Annotated in this window: 16 protein-coding genes; 4 read left to right on the top strand and 12 right to left on the bottom strand. The window is 62.9% G+C overall.

What is annotated here, in order from left to right:
* Positions 1 to 56: 56 nt before the first annotated feature.
* From FFS45_RS04795 to FFS45_RS04775, 5 genes are all read right to left on the bottom strand, one after another.
* A complete protein-coding gene (locus FFS45_RS04795; RefSeq protein WP_137953569.1) occupies positions 57 to 932 on the bottom strand; it encodes a sugar phosphate isomerase/epimerase family protein in 876 nt (291 codons plus the stop codon).
* Complete coding sequence (locus FFS45_RS04790) at positions 929 to 1,957, bottom strand: ABC transporter permease (protein WP_137953568.1); 1,029 nt, start codon at positions 1,955 to 1,957, stop codon at positions 929 to 931. The genes FFS45_RS04795 and FFS45_RS04790 overlap by 4 nt, the downstream gene beginning before the upstream one ends.
* On the bottom strand, positions 1,954 to 2,967 hold the full coding sequence (locus FFS45_RS04785; protein ID WP_137953567.1) for an ABC transporter permease: 1,014 nt from the start codon (positions 2,965 to 2,967) through the stop codon (positions 1,954 to 1,956). Before FFS45_RS04785 ends, FFS45_RS04790 begins: the two co-directional genes overlap by 4 nt.
* The gene (locus FFS45_RS04780) at positions 2,960 to 4,528 is read right to left on the bottom strand and encodes a sugar ABC transporter ATP-binding protein (protein ID WP_137953566.1); all 1,569 of its coding nucleotides are present in this window, start codon (positions 4,526 to 4,528) and stop codon (positions 2,960 to 2,962) included. Before FFS45_RS04780 ends, FFS45_RS04785 begins: the two co-directional genes overlap by 8 nt.
* Positions 4,529 to 4,647: 119 nt before the next feature.
* Positions 4,648 to 5,640, bottom strand: a complete 993-nt coding sequence (locus FFS45_RS04775) for a substrate-binding domain-containing protein (RefSeq protein WP_137953565.1) — start codon at positions 5,638 to 5,640, stop codon at positions 4,648 to 4,650.
* 246 nt (positions 5,641 to 5,886) lie between these two features.
* Here FFS45_RS04775 and FFS45_RS04770 point away from each other — a divergent pair, with 246 nt between their 5' ends.
* Positions 5,887 to 6,945: a LacI family DNA-binding transcriptional regulator gene (locus tag FFS45_RS04770; RefSeq protein ID WP_137953564.1), complete on the top strand. Its 1,059-nt coding sequence runs from the start codon at positions 5,887 to 5,889 to the stop codon at positions 6,943 to 6,945.
* Here the strand turns inward: FFS45_RS04770 and FFS45_RS04765 are convergent.
* From FFS45_RS04765 to FFS45_RS04750, 4 genes are all read right to left on the bottom strand, one after another.
* Positions 6,899 to 7,195 (bottom strand): hypothetical protein, encoded by a 297-nt coding sequence (locus FFS45_RS04765; protein ID WP_137953563.1) that lies wholly within the window; start codon positions 7,193 to 7,195, stop codon positions 6,899 to 6,901. The genes FFS45_RS04770 and FFS45_RS04765 overlap by 47 nt on opposite strands.
* Before the next feature lie 217 nt (positions 7,196 to 7,412).
* Entirely contained in the window at positions 7,413 to 8,936 is a 1,524-nt protein-coding gene (locus tag FFS45_RS04760) for an efflux transporter outer membrane subunit (protein WP_249362636.1), read from the bottom strand.
* Positions 8,933 to 10,144 (bottom strand): efflux RND transporter periplasmic adaptor subunit, encoded by a 1,212-nt coding sequence (locus FFS45_RS04755; RefSeq protein WP_137953562.1) that lies wholly within the window; start codon positions 10,142 to 10,144, stop codon positions 8,933 to 8,935. Before FFS45_RS04755 ends, FFS45_RS04760 begins: the two co-directional genes overlap by 4 nt.
* 77 nt (positions 10,145 to 10,221) lie before the next feature.
* Complete coding sequence (locus FFS45_RS04750) at positions 10,222 to 13,452, bottom strand: efflux RND transporter permease subunit (RefSeq protein ID WP_137953561.1); 3,231 nt, start codon at positions 13,450 to 13,452, stop codon at positions 10,222 to 10,224.
* 232 nt (positions 13,453 to 13,684) lie between these two features.
* Between FFS45_RS04750 and FFS45_RS04745 the strand changes: the two genes are divergently transcribed.
* Both FFS45_RS04745 and FFS45_RS04740 read left to right on the top strand, forming a co-directional pair.
* A complete protein-coding gene (locus FFS45_RS04745; RefSeq protein WP_137953560.1) occupies positions 13,685 to 14,359 on the top strand; it encodes a heavy metal response regulator transcription factor in 675 nt (224 codons plus the stop codon).
* Entirely contained in the window at positions 14,356 to 15,747 is a 1,392-nt protein-coding gene (locus FFS45_RS04740; protein WP_249362634.1) for a heavy metal sensor histidine kinase, read from the top strand. Before FFS45_RS04745 ends, FFS45_RS04740 begins: the two co-directional genes overlap by 4 nt.
* A 16-nt stretch (positions 15,748 to 15,763) precedes the next feature.
* Here the strand turns inward: FFS45_RS04740 and FFS45_RS04735 are convergent, their stop codons facing one another.
* Complete coding sequence (locus tag FFS45_RS04735; protein WP_137953559.1) at positions 15,764 to 16,060, bottom strand: DUF4148 domain-containing protein; 297 nt, start codon at positions 16,058 to 16,060, stop codon at positions 15,764 to 15,766.
* Positions 16,061 to 16,323: 263 nt separating this feature from the next.
* Here FFS45_RS04735 and FFS45_RS04730 point away from each other — a divergent pair, with 263 nt between their 5' ends.
* Entirely contained in the window at positions 16,324 to 16,725 is a 402-nt protein-coding gene (locus FFS45_RS04730; protein WP_137953558.1) for a hypothetical protein, read from the top strand.
* Between the two features lie 27 nt (positions 16,726 to 16,752).
* Here FFS45_RS04730 and FFS45_RS04725 read toward each other — a convergent pair whose 3' ends face one another.
* Positions 16,753 to 17,052: a helix-turn-helix domain-containing protein gene (locus FFS45_RS04725; protein WP_137953557.1), complete on the bottom strand. Its 300-nt coding sequence runs from the start codon at positions 17,050 to 17,052 to the stop codon at positions 16,753 to 16,755.
* A gap of 72 nt (positions 17,053 to 17,124) precedes the next feature.
* Positions 17,125 to 17,700 (bottom strand): AraC family transcriptional regulator, encoded by a 576-nt coding sequence (locus FFS45_RS04720; RefSeq protein ID WP_137953556.1) that lies wholly within the window; start codon positions 17,698 to 17,700, stop codon positions 17,125 to 17,127.
* Positions 17,701 to 17,923 lie beyond the last annotated feature (223 nt).

The raw sequence follows: 17,923 nt of genomic DNA, 5'->3' as shown, positions 1-17,923 counted from the left end.
CAGCAAGCGCCGCCCGCCTCGCCCAGGCAGATTGGCGGCGCATCCCTCTGCTGCTTCTAATGATGCGCCCTCGCCTTGGCCGCGGCGTTGATCCCTCCTGCGATAAAGCTTCGCGCATGAGTGGCCAGGTCCATGCCGTCGTCCCACAGGTTACGCCAGATCGCGAGCGCATTGGACAATTGCTCGTTCACCACCGTCGATGAAAAGCTCTCGAACGTGATCACGCCCTGGTAGTCGATCATCGCAAGCGCATGGAAGAACTGCGCAAAATCGATAGTGCCCGAGCCCAGATAACCCCGGTTGCTTTCGCCTATATGGACATAGCCGAGACGTTTTCCGCAGGCCAGAACCGGCTGCATGAAATCGGACTCCTCAATATTCATGTGATACGTATCGAGGTGCACGACGACATTGGGCGCTCCCACCTCGTCCAGCATCGCGAGCGCTTGCGAGGCAGTATTGAGCAGATTGCTCTCGTAGCGGTTCACCACCTCGAGACCCAGTGTGATATTTCTCTTGAGCGCAAAGTCAGCCACGCGCTTGAGCGCATCGACCGCGTTGCGGCGTCCTTGCGCGGTAAGCGGCGCGGCATACTTCCCCATCGCACCGTAGAGGATGCCGCCGAAATAATTGCCGCCGAGTTCGGCGGTAATGCCGATACCTTCCTCCAGCAGCGACAGCCCACGTGCAACAGAAGCCGGATCGTCGCTGGACACGTCCGCATCGAAAGTCAGGCCGCGTGAGCAACCCAGTTTCAACCCGTGCTCCTGCAGGAGATCACGAGTGAGCCCGAGGTCCATCACCTTCGGCCCATGTAACGACAGTTCGACGAGGTCGAAGCCGGCCGCTTTGGTCTGACTGATCACCTTGCGGGTCGACTCCGGCGTCAGATCGCCGGACCATACCAATGCATGAACCCCTAGCGTATTCATTGAGTGACTCCTCCTGATGCGGTCACGCGTGTGCGGACCATGGACTGAAAAGAGCCGTGCGCCCAAGCCCAGCGGATGAGCATGACGGCAAGCAGAAACACACCCCACAAGGCGGTGGCCAGGTGCTGGCTGGCGCCGAGCAGGTTGAGGCCCGAGGCGATCACCTGCAGGATGACCAGCGCAATCACCACGGGCACCACGCGTCCGAACCCGCCGAACGGGTCGACGCGTCCGAGGAAACATGCGAGCACGGAAATCAGCAGGAACGCCTCGCCATGCCCAACCCGCACCGAGTTAAAGCTGGCGAGCATCACGACGCCCGCGACACCGCACATCAGGCCCGAGAGCATATAGATCCGGGTGACCGCACGCGTAGTCGGGATGCCCGAATAGCGGGTCGCCTCAAGGTTCGAGCCGATCATGCGGGTCGCAAAGCCGAGCCGGGTACGCGTCATGACCACATGCCAGAGCACCGCGCAGGCGGCGAAAATCCACAACGGCACAGGAACGCCCAGGATCAGCCCGTTGCCCATCGTCAGCACAAACGGTGGAAAGCCCGAGATGTCGCCGCCGTGGGTAAGAAACTCACCGAGCCCGCGCAGGAAGATCATCATCGACAGGGAGACCAGAATCGGGCTCGCGCCAGTGCGCGCGATGATGGCGCCCATGACCCATCCGGAGGCGGCGCCCGTAGCCAGCGCAGCGGCGATTCCTGATGCGATAGCGCCTGCGCCGGCGTTCACCCCGCCGTGCGAATGCAACACCCAGGCCATGGCGAGGCCGGCAATATTCGCAGTAAAGGTCACCGCCAGGTTGAAGCCGCCGGAAACCAGCGGCATCAGCATGGCCAGCGTGAACAGCCCGAGTTCCGGCAGTTGAAAGGCCACTGAGACAAAGGTGTCCGGAGAGAAAAAGTGCGGCGCCGCCAGGCTCATGCCCGCGACCACGAACACGAGAAATCCGAGCAGGCCGAGCACGTCGGCAGGCACGTGTGGCACAAACGGGCGTTGCGAGGACGATTTCATGGCGAGACCTTTGGGCGTTGCGGCGTGAAGCGCGATTCGACCAGCCGGGCGAAGCCTCCACTCGACAAGGTGATGGCGCTCAGGATGATGGCGCCGATAATCATCTTGAACGCGTAAGGCGAGATTCCAAGCAGGTTCAGACCATTGGCGGTAATCGCGGTAAGCATGATGCCGAGAATGGCGCCGAGGATCGTGCCGCGCCCTCCCCCCAGTCGCGCGCCGCCAAGCACCACCGCTGCGAGAACTTCGAGTTCACGTCCGTAGAGCGCATTGGGCACGACTTCCTGGACATAGTGAGCCTGCATCAGGCCCGCCACGCCGGCCATCATGCCGAGCCAGCCGAACGCCACGTAATGCATGGTGCCGAGGTTAATACCGACGCGACGGGCTGCCTCCGGGTTGTCGCCCATCGCATAGAGTTGCCGCCCGGTGGTCGTGCGCCGGAGCAAAAACCACGTGGCGAGGACCATGACGGCCATCACTGCAACCGGCAGCGCGAGATCGGCGACACCGCTGGCGGTCTTCACCTGTATAAGAGAGACCCGGTTCATCCACCAGTCAGGCAGATCGTAGATCGACACCCCGCCCGTGAGGAACATCAGGCCGCCGAAAAATATGTTGAAGGTAGCGATGGTTACTACAATCGAGACGATCCGGAAGCGGTAAATGAAGGTGGCGTTGATGGCCCCGAGCAGAAAGCCGAAGCCAGCGGCTGCGATAAAGCCGATCACCCAGTTGCCGCCGCCAAGGTGCATGACCGTCAGCGCAGTCAGGTACTGAACCACCGATGCGCCAACCGCAAACGAGATGTCGATCCCACCCGCGATCAGCACCACCAGCAATCCGACTGCGAAGATGATGTTCACCGCGCTCTGGTTGAGCAGGTCGAACAGGTTGGGCAGAGTCAGGAAGGTGGAAGTCGACACGCTGAGGCCGATCACCATCACGGCGATGACGAGAATCAGCAAGGCCTCGGTCGTACCGATTCCCCATTTGCGCAAGTCAGGCATGGATGTCTCGCTCAATCTGCTCGATGGTTGTAGCGCCCGGCACGTATTGCGCCACGAAGCGGCCGTTGCGCATATGCAGGATACGGTCGGCGTTGAAATAGACCTCTGGGATCTCGTCGGAGATCAGCAGGATGGCCATGCCTTGTTCGGCGAGTGTGTGGATGATCGCGAAGATGCCCGCGCGGGCGCCCACGTCCACCCCTACCGTAGGCGAGTCGAGAATCAGCAGCTTCGGGTTGGTTGCGAGCCACTTGGCGAGCACAATGCGCTGCTGGTTGCCGCCGGAGAGTGTCGACACCGCATCGTCGGGCGTGCCGATCTTGACCGCGAGTTTCCCGATCCAGCCGCGAATCAGATCGTCCCGTTTGCCCGGTGCGATCAGATGGGCGGCGTCCAGCAGGTCGTCCAGTACCGCAGCCACGGTGTTGTCGCCAATGGATTGTTGCTGCACCAGCCCGAGCTGAAGACGATCCTCGGACACATAGGCAATGCCGGCCCGGATCGCGTCGCGGTTGCCGCGCAGTGACAACGGCTTGCCATCGAGCGTGATGACGCCCGCATCCGGCCGCGTCATTCCGAACAGCGACAGCGCAAGCTCCGTGCGCCCTGCGCCCAGCCGGCCGGTTACGCCAAGAATCTCACCTCGCTTTACGCTGAACGACAGCGAGTCATATTCACCGCGTCGCGACAGCCCTTCGACTTGCAGCACGACGGGCGCAGCCGACAGATCCGTCGTGCGCACCGCATAGTCGAAGGTGCGCCCGGTCATGAGCTCCGTGAGGCGCGTTTGCGTCATGCCGGCGGTCGGGAAAGTGCCGACGAACTGCCCATCGCGCAGCACCGTCACGCGCGTACAAACGTCGAGCACCTCCGCAAGCCGGTGGCTGACGAAGACGACGGCAATTCCGTCCGCCGAGAGGCGGCGGACAATCTTCAGGAGTGCTTCCGTCTCGGCGTGACTGAGCGACGCCGTCGGCTCATCCATGAATACGAGGCGTGCCTCGGCCACCAGTGCGCGGGCAATCGCCACCACCTGGCGCTGGGCAATCGACAGCGAGCGCACGGACCGATTGAGGTCTATATCCACGCCCAGCCGCTCAAGGATGCGCCGCGCCGCAATTTTCATCTGGCGGTAGTTGACGAGCCGCGGACGCGGGCCCAGGTTCTGCTCGAAGGCGATATTCTCCGCCACCGTCATCTCGGGAAACAGCGCGAGGTCTTGCCAGATCACCTGAATGCCGAGTTCCCGCGCCTTCGCCGGGTCCAGCCCTTCGATCGACTGGCCATCCATCAGCATCACGGCGTCCGGCTCCGGCTGATAGACGCCGCTGATGACCTTGATAAGGGTGCTCTTGCCGCAGCCGTTTTCGCCGGCGAGGCATAGCACCTCTCCTGGCATGACTTCGAACTTCACCGCCTGCAATGCTTTGACGCCGCCGAATACCTTGGAGATATTGTCGAGCTTAAGCAACGCGGCGCGGCCGGTGCCGGAGACGAGCGCGGCATCGCTCGTGCGGTCTCGCTCGGGCGCGAGGCGAGCCGTGGAAGCGGATGGATTCATGGGAACACTCCAATGCTGCGGGCAAAGCGAGGCGATCCGATACACGTTCTATCGGCCAGTGAAGGGCGCGCGCTTGCGGCCCTTCACGCCCCTTCACGCCCTGCCCGATCGCGTCACGCTCAAAGACCCGACTTGGCGAGAGCGTCAACGGTATTCGCGTTGAGATCCACCAGTTGGTCGACGATCAGGTTATGACCAACGGGATGAACGACACCGAGACCCGGGATATTCGTGCCGTCCTTGATCGGCTGGCCCTTCGCCACCATCGTCCCCAAGGTCACGAACACTTCGCCCGCCTGTTCCGGGTTCCACATATAGCCACCGGTCAGGATGCCATCGTGCACAAGACGCTTGCCCTGCCCCGGCGAGAAGGGTCCCAGTACGACGACCTTCCCTTGCGCGTGATTTTCTGCCACGGCGCGCGCCGCCCCAATCGGGCCCTGGCTGCCGAAGGCAAGAATGCCCTTCAGGTCGGGATGAGCCCGCATCAAATCGAGCGCAGTCTGACGCGAAGCGTCGACGTTCTCCGCTACGCCGTAGCGGTCGCCGACCAGTTTCATGTCGGGATCGTTGGCCTTGAGATAAGCGATGGCAGCGTCGGCCCATGCGTTGTGCAACGGCACCGTGAGCGAGCCGACAAAGACCGCGTACTCGCCCTTGCCGCCAAGCGCGGTGGCGAGGCGCTTCGCGTAGGCTTCGCCGAAGCCCTTGACCGAAGCAAGCTCAAAGTCCCAGTCCGCATTCTCCTGCTTCGGAGACTCGTGCGTGATGACCTTGATGCCCGCCGCCCGCGCACGCTGCAACACCGGCTCCAGCACCTGGGCATCGTTCGGCACCACACCGATCACATCCACGTGCTGCGCGATCAGGTCTTCAATGGCCCGCACCTGCAACGCCGGGTCCGCACTGGTCGGGCCGACCATGAAGGCTTTCACGCCCAGTTGATCCGCCTGCTTCTTGATCCCTGCCTCCATGGCGTTGAACCAGGGAATGCCGCCGATCTTGACGACAACACCGATCACGGGATGGTCAGGCGAAGCCAGCGCTGCGCCCGTGCTGATCGCAAACGCGACGACGCCTGCGCACAACGTGCGCACAAAACTCTTTGACATGTCTCCTCCGCTGGAGCGCTGGCAGCCGGCACCAGTCGTCCAAGTAGGTTTTGGAAAATTCGCTGCCCGCTCGGTGCTGTACTTTGCTGATTCATTTGCTGAATCCATTCAGCAATCGAGTGAGAGAAATGCTGAATCCATTCAGCAAATGCGTCAACTCAGTGAATACCCTAGGCTGGCTTTCTGCGGCGAAAGGACTACCTTCTGCGCAGCGTGAACAAAAGTGCTTTTTGGAGTGAACCGCAGATGGCCCGTACCAACCCGAACCGCAAGTCCACGATCTACGACATCGCGAAGGCGACCGGTTCTTCAATCTCCGCGGTAAGCATGGTGCTGAACGGCACCTGGGCGCGCTACCGGATCAAGGAGGAAACGGCTAACCGGATCCTCGCCAGCGCCGAGCAACTGGGCTACAACGTCAACATGAAGGCCCGCGGGCTGCGGCTGTCCCGCTCGGGTCTGGCCGGCATGATTCTTCCGCACTACCGCAACCGCTTTTTCGCCGGGCTGGTCGAGAATTTCGAGGACTACGCGAGAAGCCGGGGCCTGTGCCCCATCGTCGTCAGCACCCAACGCGATCCGGCCGTGGAACTGAGCGTGACGGAGACGCTCATCTCGCAACAGGTCGAGCTGTTGTTCATTGCCGGCGTGCGCAATCCGACACCGCTCAATGACCGGTGTGCATCGGCGGGTATTCCCTGCATCAATGTCGATCTGCCTGGGCCGGCTGCGCCGTCCGTCGTGTCGGACAATCGCGGCGGCGCGCGTGCGCTGACCGACGTGTTGATGGACAAGATGACGGCGCGCGGCGCCTCTGCGGACGAGCTGCTCTTTCTGGGCGGCGTCGTGGACGAGTATGCGACGGATATGCGTATCGCCGGATACCGCGACGCCTTCGCGGCGCGCGGCATCACTCCGGCAGCCGACGCCGTTGACTGCTTCGGCTATGACGCGTCGTCTGCACGGCGCGCGCTGGCGCGCCGCTATGAGAGCCTGGGGCGCCTCCCCGCCGGCCTGCTGATGAATTCGATCACCGCGTTTGAGGGCCTGGTTCAGTTCGCGTCGAGCTTGCCGCGCGACGCCTGGCAGTCGAGCGTTGTGGGGTGCTTCGACTGGGACCCGTTTGCCGCGCACCTGCCGTTCGAAGTGACAATGATGCGTCAGGATGTGCGCAAGATCATTGCGGAGGCTTTCGCCCTGGCTGACGCGCAAGACACCGCGGCTCACCCGCTTGTGATCGTGCCGACGGGCTTTGGGCCTATGTCCGGCGAGGACGATCGAACCGTCGAACCCAGCGTTGCGTGAAGACACCGAGGAAGGACGCGTAGCGATGCAACAAGGTTGAGAGAAATGCGGCGTGGGCCACGAGTCTTGTGAGCACTACGACACCCGCAATCGCCACCACGGTTGCTGCGCGAAATGCCGGCAACGCGAACACGTCTTCTGAAACGCCAAACAGACTGATTGCCAGCAGCGCCATGACTTCTATCGCCATAGCAGCGCATGACGCTGTCAGCAGATAGACGCGGAGCGTTTTGATCGTGGATGATTGCATGGCGCAACTCGTCGATATGGATGGACGGAAATATCGAAGGCGCTTTCACCGTTCTGACATCTTCAACCTTGTAATAGTTCGAATCCGGTTTACTCCCCCGGCGGCACCCATGGCAATCTGTTTCAGCGCGCCGCCAAGGGAATTCTCCCTGTCGAAGATGACGATTTGATTGGCGGCGTAATTAGCAATGTGATTAGCTGCGGCGTCGGGCCAGGCATCACCAGATGCCGCCCAATGCTTTCACCAGCAACACGCTCGCGTCCATCTGCCGGCGCGAAAGATCGACCGCCGTGCGCTCGTTCGCCAACGCCGTACTCTGCGCGGCGACCACCTCCAGATAGCCCACCGTTCCGATGCGGTACTGGTCGAGTTCGAGCTGCAAGGTCTTCCTGGCCGATGCAACCGCCTCGTTCTGCTTGCTGACCTCCTGCTGAAGGATGCGCAAGGATGCGAGGTTGTCTTCGACTTCCTGAAAGGCTGTCAGCACGGTTTGGCGATAGTCCGCCGCACTCGCGTCGTATTGCGCCTTAGCCTTCGCGGTCATCGCTTCACGCCGGCCGCCGTCGAACAGCGTGCCGATCAGGGCCGGTCCAATGGTCCACATCCGCGACGGCGCAGTGAGCCAGTTCGTCAGCGTCGAACTTCCTATGCCGCCGGTGGCCGACAGCACCAGGTCCGGGTAAAACGCGGACTGGGCGATGCCGATCTGGTCGTTGGCAGCGGCCGCACGGCGTTCCGCAGCGGCGATATCGGGCCGCCGCTCCAGCAGTTCGGAGGGCACGCCCACGGGAATCGCCGGCGGCGTGAAGTCCGTCACGGCCGGCGGCAACGAGAACGTCGAGGCGGGAACACCGGTCAGCGTGGCAATGGCGTGCTCGTATTGCGCGCGGGCAACGCCCAGATCGATATCCTGCGCTTCGGTGGACTGCAACTGCGTCTGGGCCTGGGTGACGTCAGCCTGCGACGACACGCCAACGGTAAAGCGGCTTTGCGTCAGATCGAGCGTCTGCTGATAGTCCTTGACGGTCTGGTCGAGCAGGCGCTTCGACGCATCGAGTCCACGCAGGTTGAAGTAATCAACCGCAAGTTCGGCCTGCACGCCAAGCCGCACGCTTTCGAGATCGGCGGCGCTGGCTTGCGCACCGGCGCGCGCCGCGTCGTTCTCGTGCGCGATTCTGCCCCACAGATCCGGCTCCCAGCTCGCATCGAGCGCGACAGCATAGTCGTTGTACGACTTGCCGGCGGTCCCCTGATGGCCGATCACGTTTGCGGAATCGTGCTCGCGGGTTGCGCTCGCCCCCGCGCCTATCGTCGGAAGATAAGCGGCGTGAGCCGATTGCACCATCGCGCGCGCCTCCTGAAGCTGCGCAACCGCCTTCTGGACTGTCTGGTTCGAGACGCTCACGCTTGCTTCGAGCGTGTTCAGTTCGGAATCGCCGAAGCGCGTCCACCACGCGCCGCGCGGCTTGCTATCGGCGGGCGCGGCGCTGGTCCAGCCAGGGGCTGCCTGTGCGGGCGCGGCCGGCCCGGTGGTTGAATTGGCAGCGCTTGTCGAGAGCACGCCGGCGCCAGACGCCCCGCCGTTTTCCTTATAAGCCGTCGGCACCCTCACGGCGGGTCGCACATAGGCCGGCCCGATCGAGCAACCGGTCATGCCCAGCAAAGCCGCCGCGCAGACGGCGCCGAGCAGTGGCGCTCGGGTTAAGCGCCATGGCATACGCCCAGGTTGGCCAGGTTTCATGAGTGGCTCCCCGCGGCGCTTGCCGTCGCTGCCGACGAACTGGCAACCTTCACAGCCTGACCGTTCGTAATCGAGTCGGACGGATTGAGGACCACCCGGTCGGTCGCGACCAGACCTGAAGCCACTTCGATACGCGTGCCGAAGTCACGGCCCGGCTTGATGGTCTTCAGCAGCACCTTGTTCTGCGCATCCACGGTGGCCACCTGCAAGCCCTCCGGCCGGTACAACAGCGTGTTCACTGGCAGCGACAAGCCCGGCTGAGCGGCTTTCACGGACAGATGCACTTGCCCATACGACCCTGGCAGCACCGCCCCATTCGCGTTAGGCACGTCAACTTCGATGCGCAGCGTGCGCGTAACCGCATTGATGGCCCCCGCATTGCGCACCACCGTTCCCGGCAGACACTTGCCGGGGCTTTGCGAGACTTCGAGGCAGGCCGAGGTGCCGTCCAGCGAGGCGCCTACGTTGTCCTGCGGCACGTCGGCATAGACGCGCAGCACACCCGTCTGCGCCAGATCGAACAGCTCTTTCGCCGGACCGCCCGCGCTACCCGCGTCGATCAACGCGCCGACGTCGATGTTGCGCGCGGTAATCACGCCGTCGAACGGCGCATAAACCTTCTCATAGGACTGCATCTGCGCGAGGCGAGCCACGTTCGCTTGCGCCGCGAGAAACGCCGCGTGCTTCGCCTTCGCGTCGCTGTCTTTCATGTCCGTATCCTGCTGCGAGACCGCGTGCGTCTGCACCAGTTGTTGCCAGCGCGCCGCGCTTACCTGGGCAAACTGATCGTTCGCCTGCGCCTGCTGTTCATCGGCGCGCGCCTGGCCCAGCGCGGCGTCCACCTCGGGCGCATCGATCGTTGCCAGCAGTTGCCCGGCTTTCACATGGGCGCCGATATCGGCGTACCAGGCCTTCAGATAACCATTGGTGCGCGCGAAAATCGGCGTCTGCTGATACGCCTCGATGTCGCCCGGCAACACCAGCGTCTGGTCGGGCGGCGCGACGGCGGGCTGCGTGACCTGCACGGTGGGTACCGCGAGCGCCGCGGTCTGCTGTTGCAGCGCGGCGCTCGCATTGAGTCGCGGCACGATGGCCACCGCGAGCACGACGGCGAGGCCGGCTGCGATCAAAACGACACGCACGGCGCCGCTGCTGCGCTGTGGTGCGGGCGGGCTGTCCGGCGCGGACTGGGGAGATTGAGTGGACATGCGGCGTACTCCGGTCAATTCAGGTCAGATCAGGTTATGGACGCTCGGCGGCGAGACGAGACGAAACGCCGCGCCGCTTATTTGAGAAGATCGAGTTCGGCTTGCGTGAGACCGCGTGGAGCACGCTTCGCGAGCCAGCCATGCACTACCGAGAAGACGACGGGCAGGAACATCAGCGTCGCCACCGTGCCGATCATCAGACCGCCGATGACCGCACGGCCAAGCGGCGCATTCTGCTCACCGCCGTCGCCCATGCCGAGGGCCATCGGCACCATGCCGATCATCATGGCGAGCGCTGTCATGAGCACCGGACGGAAGCGCCCGGCGCCAGCCGCGAGCGCCGCCTGCAGCGGCGCCATGCCTTGCGCCAGCCGCTCGCGTGCAAAGCTCACCACAAGAATGCTGTTGGCCGTCGCCACGCCGATACACATCATGGCGCCGGTCAACGCCGGCACGCTCAGCGTGGTGTGCGTCAGGAACAGCATCCAGACGATGCCGGCCATGGCGCCCGGCAGACCGCAGATGATCACGAGCGGATCGATCCACGACTGGAAATTGATCACCATCAGCAGGTACACGAGCAGCACCGCGAAGGCGATACCCTCCAGCAAACCGCTGAACGAGCTCTGCATGGTCTGGACCTGGCCGCGAATCACCACCCGGGCACCGCGCGGCAAGTTCGCTTTAGCGGCGTCGACGATGCGCGAGACGTCCGATGCCACTCCGCCCAGATCGCGCCCCTGCACGGAGCCGTAGATATCGATCACCGGTTGCACGTTGTAGTGCGTCACCACCGCCTGCTGCGTCGTGCGCGAGAACGTGCCGAGCGAGCCAAGAATGCCGTCGACGCCGCCCGCGTTGCTGCCCGAGCCGCCGGTGCCCGGCGTGAACGTCGCGCTCAGCGGAATATTGGCCAGCGCCTGCAGCGAGTTGACGTCGTACTGCGGAATCTCCGTCATCACCGGATAGCTCACACCATTCTGCGGATTGAGCCAGAAGTTCGGCGAGGTCTGCGAACTGCCGGACAGCGCAATCAGCAGGTTTTGCGCGACATCCTGCTGCTGCAGGCCAGCTTGCAGCGCCTTGGTGCGGTCCACGTTGACCGCGATCGCAGGCTCATCCGCGGGCTGCTGGATACGCAGGTCGACGAGTCCCGGGACATTGTGCAGTTTCGCCATCAACCCATCGGCGAACCGGCGATTGTCGTCCAGACTGACACCCACCACCTGGATGTCGATTGGCGCCGGCAATCCAAAGTTGAGAATCTGGCTGACCATATCGGCCGGCAGGAACGAGAACGTCACCGCCGGGAACCGCTCGCCAAGCAGTTGCCGCAGCTTCACCACATACTGCGCGGTCGGTTTGTGTTTCTCGTTCAGCGTGATCAGGATGTCGGCATCAGCGGAGCCGATCGGCGCGGAACTGCTATACGACAGGTTGATGCCGCTGGTCGGCAAGCCAATGTTGTCGACGATGGTCATCAGTTCGTTGGCTGGGATCACCGTGCGGATGCTGTTCTCGATTTCATCCGCGAGGCGCGCCGTCTGCTCGATACGCGTGCCGGTCTTCGCCCGCATATGCAGGCGGATCTGCCCCGAGTCGATTTGCGGAAAGAAATCGCGGCCAAGCAACGGCAGCAGCGCAAGCGAGCCGATGCACGCAATCAGGAACACCGCGATAAAACGCCGCGGTGCAGCGAGCGCCCCTTGCAACAGCCGCTCGTAGCGGCTGCGCAGCGCCTCGAAGCGTCGCTCGAAGCCTTGCTGGAAGCGCACCAGGCGGTTCGCAGGCCGTGCGGGGTGAGCCCCCTCTTCACCCGTCGGGTGAGCGCCGCGCAGCAGATACATCGCCAGCGTCGGCACCAGCGTGCGCGACAGGAAATACGAGGCGAGCATCGCGAACACCACGGCTTCGGCGAGCGGCGTGAACAGATAGCGGGCGACGCCGGACAGCAGCAGCATCGGTACGAAGACAATGCAGATCGACAGCGTCGAGATCAAGGTAGGCACGGCAATCTCGCCGGAACCCTCAAGGATCGCCTGTAATAACGGCTGCCCCTGCTCGATGTGATGGGTCATGTTCTCGATCGCAACCGTCGCGTCGTCGACCAGAATCCCCACCGCCAACGCCAGACCGCCGAGCGTCATGATGTTGATCGTCTGGCCGAGCACCGACAACATGATCAGCGACGAAATCATGGCGAGCGGAATCGAGATCGCGATGATCAGCGTCGCACGCCAGCTGCCGAGAAAGAGCAGGATCATCACCGCCGTCAGGCCGGCGGCGATCAGGCCTTCGCGAATCACGCCCTGCACCGCCGCCTTGACGAAGACCGACTCGTCCGTGACGGTCTGGATGTTGAGGGCCGTCGGCATCTGCGAGCGAATCCGCGGCAGCAGGCTCTTGATATTGGAAATGATATCGAGCGTCGAGACACTGCCGCTCTTTTCCACCTCGAGCAACGCGGCCCGCTGGCCGTCATGGCGCACGATGTTGGTCTGCGGCGCATAGCCGTCGCGCACGGTCGCGACGTCGTGCACATACGTCACGGTGCCGTCCGGTTGCGTGCGCACCGGCAGGTTGTTGAGTTCCGCCACCGAGAGCGCCGCACCGTTCATGTCGACGTTGTATTCGAACGTGCCGATCTTCGCCGTGCCGCCCGGCAACACGAGGTTCTGCGCATTGACCGCCTTGACCACATCGGCAGGGGTCACGTGCTTCGCCTGCATCGCCTGCGGGTTGATATCGACCATGATCTGGCGTACCTTGCCGCCGTACGGAATCGGTACCGCGGCGCCCTGCACCGTCGCCAGTTGCGTGCGAATGAAGTTGTTGCCGAGGTCGTAAAGCGTCTGTTCCGGCAGGGTCTTGCTCGACAGCGCCAGTTCCATGATCGGCACGGTCGACGCGTTGAACGTCAGCACCATGGGCGGCAGCGTGCCGGGCGGCATGACTTTCAGCAGCGACTGGGCGCTCGTCGAGGCTTCCGTCTCGGCTCGCGTGATGTCCGCGCCGGGATGGAAGAACACCTTGACGACGGCCACGCCGTTGAGCGACTGTGATTCGATGTGCTCGATATCGCCAACATCCGAGGTCAGGGCACGCTCATAAGGCGCGATGATGCGATGCGCCATATCCTCAGACGTCATCCCGTTGTAGCTCCATACGATGCTGATCACGGGGATGTCGATGTTTGGAAAGATATCGACGGGCGTGCGCATGATCATCAGCGGCCCGATGATCAGGAGCAGCAGCGCCAGCACGATAAACGTGTAGGGACGGCGAAGAGCGACTTTGACGATCCACATGAGAAGACCACGCCTGAATGGGAACAATGGCGGCAGTCTATGAGGGCGGCCTTTGCGCCGGGATTGCGTCCAGATGACAAACTCGTAATGAACTGGCGCGCTTCTCGCAGGTATCATCAACGTATCGGCGAAGTGCAGGCCACGAAGTGCAAGCCGCGAAGTACAAGCCGCGAAGTACAAGCCGAACCGCAACCTCCGGCAAACCGATGCCAACCGAAATAAGGCGACTGCGATGAGGATCCTCGTAATCGAAGACGAACCGAAGGCCGGCGACTACCTGAAGAAAGGCCTGGAGGAATCCGGCTTTGTGGTGGACGTGGCGCGCAATGGCGTGGATGGCCTGCATCTGGCGCTCGAGGAATCGCACGACGTGATCGTGCTCGACGTGATGCTGCCCGGCATGGACGGCTGGCAGGTGCTGCAACAATTGCGCGGCCGCAAGGATACGCCGGTGTTGTTTCTGACAGCGCGCGACGAGATCGAGGACCGCGTGCACGGCCTGGAGCTCGGCGCCGACGACTACCTGATCAAACCGTTCGCGTTCGTCGAGTTGCTGGCCCGGGTGCGCACGCTGGCGCGCCGCGGCCAGGCCCGCGAGAGCGACACGCTGACGATCGGCGACCTCGAAATCAACGCCAGCCAGCGCAAGGTGCGGCGTGCGGGCCAGCGCATCGACCTCACGCCGCGTGAGTTCGCCTTGCTGCATCTGCTGGCGCGGCGCAGCGGCGAAGTCCTGAGCCGCACGCAGATTGCCTCTTATGTGTGGGACATGAACTTCGATAGCGACACCAATGTCGTCGACGTGGCGATCCGCCGCTTGCGCTCGAAGATCGACGACAACTATCCGCTCAAACTGGTGCACACCGTGCGCGGCGTCGGCTACGTGCTCGAAGTGAAGGACGTATGATGCCGCGGCTCTCGCTGACCGCACGGCTCGCGGCCTGGTTCGCCGTCATCACCGTGCTGGTGTTCGGCGCCGGCGGCGGCATCCTGTATCGGGCGCTGGCCGCGCGCATCCACGCCCAGGCCGACCTCGAACTGGTGCTGACGGCCCGCCATCTGCGGCGCCTCGCCAGCGAGCTGGACTCTCCGCAAGGCATTACGCTTCACGAGTCCCGCCTCGATAGCCTCGTGCTCGGTAACCAGTCCTACTTCCTGAGAATGCAGGATGCGAATGGGCGCGTCCTGCTCGAGCGTAATCCGTCGCACTTCGCCATTGGCGAGCTGCCGAAAGTCAAGCCGTCGAACCGGATTGTCGAACACGACGTGCAGGAGTGGCGCACCGCCGACGGCCTGACAATGCGCGGCGTCGCCACAGGTATCGCGCTGACCGACGGCTCGGTGGTCGACGCAGTAGTGGGACGCGAGATGAGCGGTCCCGAAGCCCTGCTCGCCGGCTACCGCGACACGCTCTACATCACGACACTCTGCGCATTGCTTGCGGCAGCGGCACTAGGCTATCTCGCCGTGCGCAGATCGCTGCGTCCGCTGCGCGACATTGCCAGCAGCGCCGCTCACGTGACCATAGGCAAACTCGATACCCGCATTCCGTCCGGGCGCGCACCACTCGAACTCGAAGCGCTGACCGAAGCGCTGAACTCGATGCTCGCGCGCCTCGAACTTGGCTACCAGCGGCTCTCGCAATACACCGCCGATCTCGCGCACGACCTGCGCACGCCGCTTGGCAACATGCGTGGCGCGAGCGAGGTAGCGCTCGCGCGCTCACGCTCAAGCGAAGAATATGAGGCCGTGCTGGTGTCGAATATCGAAGAATGCGAACGTTTGTCGCGCATGGTGGAGAACGTGCTATTTCTCGCTCGCGCCGACAATCCGCAATACATGATGACCGCGCTCGACTTTCCCGTGCGGGACGAGCTCCAGCGTGTGGCCGAATACTTCGAAGGCATCGCCGACGACGCCGGCATTGCGATTCGGGTCGATGCGAGCGGCACGTTACACGCCGACATTGATCTGTTTCGCCGTGCCGTCAGCAACCTGCTGGCGAACGCTCTACGCTATACGCCGCGCGGCGCGGCCGTTTCCATTGCGGCACACGAGGCACCGGAGGGTGTCACCGTTACAGTCGCCAATCCCGGCAATCCGATCGCGCCCGAACATCTGTCACGGCTTTTCGACCGCTTCTATCGCGTAGACGAATCGCGCAGCAATTCCTCCGATTCGACCGGCCTCGGCCTCGCCATCGTACGGACCATCATGGAACTGCACGGCGGCAGCGCCAGCGTCGAGAGCGACGCGACCGCCACGCAGTTCCATCTGCACTTTCCAGCCCGCTGAGCATCCGCAGATGCCTTTAGTTCGACGCGCTGATGACGTGATCATCCATATGGCTGGACTGATATTCCGCGCGGTTGCGGGCAATGGTCAGCGGCGTCGGCGGATAGTCGTTCTTCGAGATCGGCACCAGTCCTTGTGCTTCGGCCTGGACCAGCTCGGCGCGGACCTCGGCACGCGTCTTGCCGGCATTCTGCGAAACGGCGGGAGTGGTCGCGGTGGCATCGGAATACGCGCTCTGCGCGAACGCTGCCTGACCGAACGAGAACATTGCACCAACGACGGTGGCGAGCACGGCATAACGAATGGATTTCATGAGAGGCTCCTGAGAAAGGTTGTGCCGGTCTCGCGCTTGCAACGCCTGGCACCGGCTCCACGTAGCAGTGAGGCTACGAAACCATTCTGGGCCGCAGTCGCTTGCGCTGCGGTTACGCGTCCATGACGAATCTGTAATGTTCCTGGGAGCTGGGGAAAGCCACGCCCGCACGCTTGCACTCGCCGGCACGGTGCGCTCTCCGACCACATCGGCAAGATGCCGCTACAATCCAGAACTTCGATCCGGCAGCCATGAATTGCGCTATGAAAACTCTTCTTGCATCCATACTCGTGGCGGTCATCGCGACCGCCGGCACGACCGTGTACGCCCAGACATCCGGGAGCGGCAATACGCCCAGGCAGGATTGCGACATGGGGTATGTCACCGGCGTGGGTGGATCGGCGCAGAGCATTCGCGAATACCTTTCCATCCCGGACCGGGACAAATACCGCTACATTGCCGACAACCCGATTCAATGCCAGATCTCGGACGAGGGTCGTGCATCGGCCTGTACGGGCATCACAACGCTTAGCCACGACAAAGTCAGCGTGTACGACGACAGCGACAGCACGACCACGACCGTGGTCGCACGCGTGGAACTCGAGCACGGCACCTACCCCGTGATCATTGTGGTGCCCAAGAAGGATGTGCAATGCGGGGAGTGAACTGCGTTTGAATCGCGAGGCCAGCGGCTACAGATTCGACCTGATCTGTTCCGCGAAGGCGCGAATCACGTCTTCGTTTCGCGCCAGAAACATCCACTGGCCCACGCGGGTCGGAACAAGCAGCCCCGCCTCGACCAATGCCGCGACGTGTGCCGACACGGTAGATTGCGACAGCCCGCTGCGCGCCACAATAGCGTTTGACGGCACTCCGCAACCGAGATCGATGCGTTCGCGCGCAAAGTAATCGTTTGGCGTCTTCAGCCAGCGCAGGATCTCACGCCGGAATGGGTTTGCGAGCGCCTTATGAATTGAATTCTCGTCAACCATGGCTTTCGTCAAGTACCCCGATAGAAGCTGAACAATCGGGCGAGAGGCAGCCATGGAGCAGATAGCCTTGCGTCATGACCAGCTCTGCAATGACTTCGTAATGCGGCTTGCCAACTCTGCGCCAAGATCCTCGCTGACGAGAGCGAGAGCCACCCGGATCCCATCACTTACGCCGCTCGACGAGTACAGGTTGCCATCCCTCACGTAGCCTTGTTTGCCTGTCACGCGTACCAACGGATGCTCAGCCGAAAGACGCTGCGCGTCGCGCCAATGCGTGGCTAACGCGCGATGGTCGGCAAGACCGGCACGGGCGAGCAAAAACGCGCCGTTGGACACCGACGCGAGCCTTCGCACGCTGCGTCCGGCATTGCTGAGCCAGTCCACCAGTTCGCCATGCTCAGACCCCGAACTGGCGAGCGGAGAGCCTGGGACGACGACGATATCGAGTGAAGCACTCAAATCCAGCAGACACTCGGTCGTATCCACCGCCACACCGTTCGAGCAGAGAACCGGCCCCGGGAACGGCCCCACCAGATGCTGCTCATAGAACCTTGCGCCGGACAGGCGGTTCGCTTCGTGGAAAACATCCATCGGTCCGGTCACTTCGAGCAGCCGAAATCCCGCGTACAACATCATCGCAACATGCATGTGCCTTTACTCCGTGAACAGGTTGCGAACGAGGGCCGTGCGCCTCGCCGCATTCATGCAAGCCAGTCTAATCAGCCGGCCCGGGCGAGGAAACCGGTGGTTGGCGCCATGTCCGGCCAAATAAGGTGTAATTTGGGCCAGAGGGCGACGCTAGGCGGCTCATTACACGGACGCAAAAGACAATTACCGGCTAGTGCGTCCCTGTTTTCGGGCCATTGCGGTA

It is taken from the genome of Burkholderia sp. 4M9327F10, assembly GCF_005503145.1.
GTDB lineage: Bacteria > Pseudomonadota > Gammaproteobacteria > Burkholderiales > Burkholderiaceae > Paraburkholderia.
The sequence above is the reverse complement of the archived record's forward strand: the minus strand, read 5'-3'. Positions and strand labels throughout refer to the sequence as shown.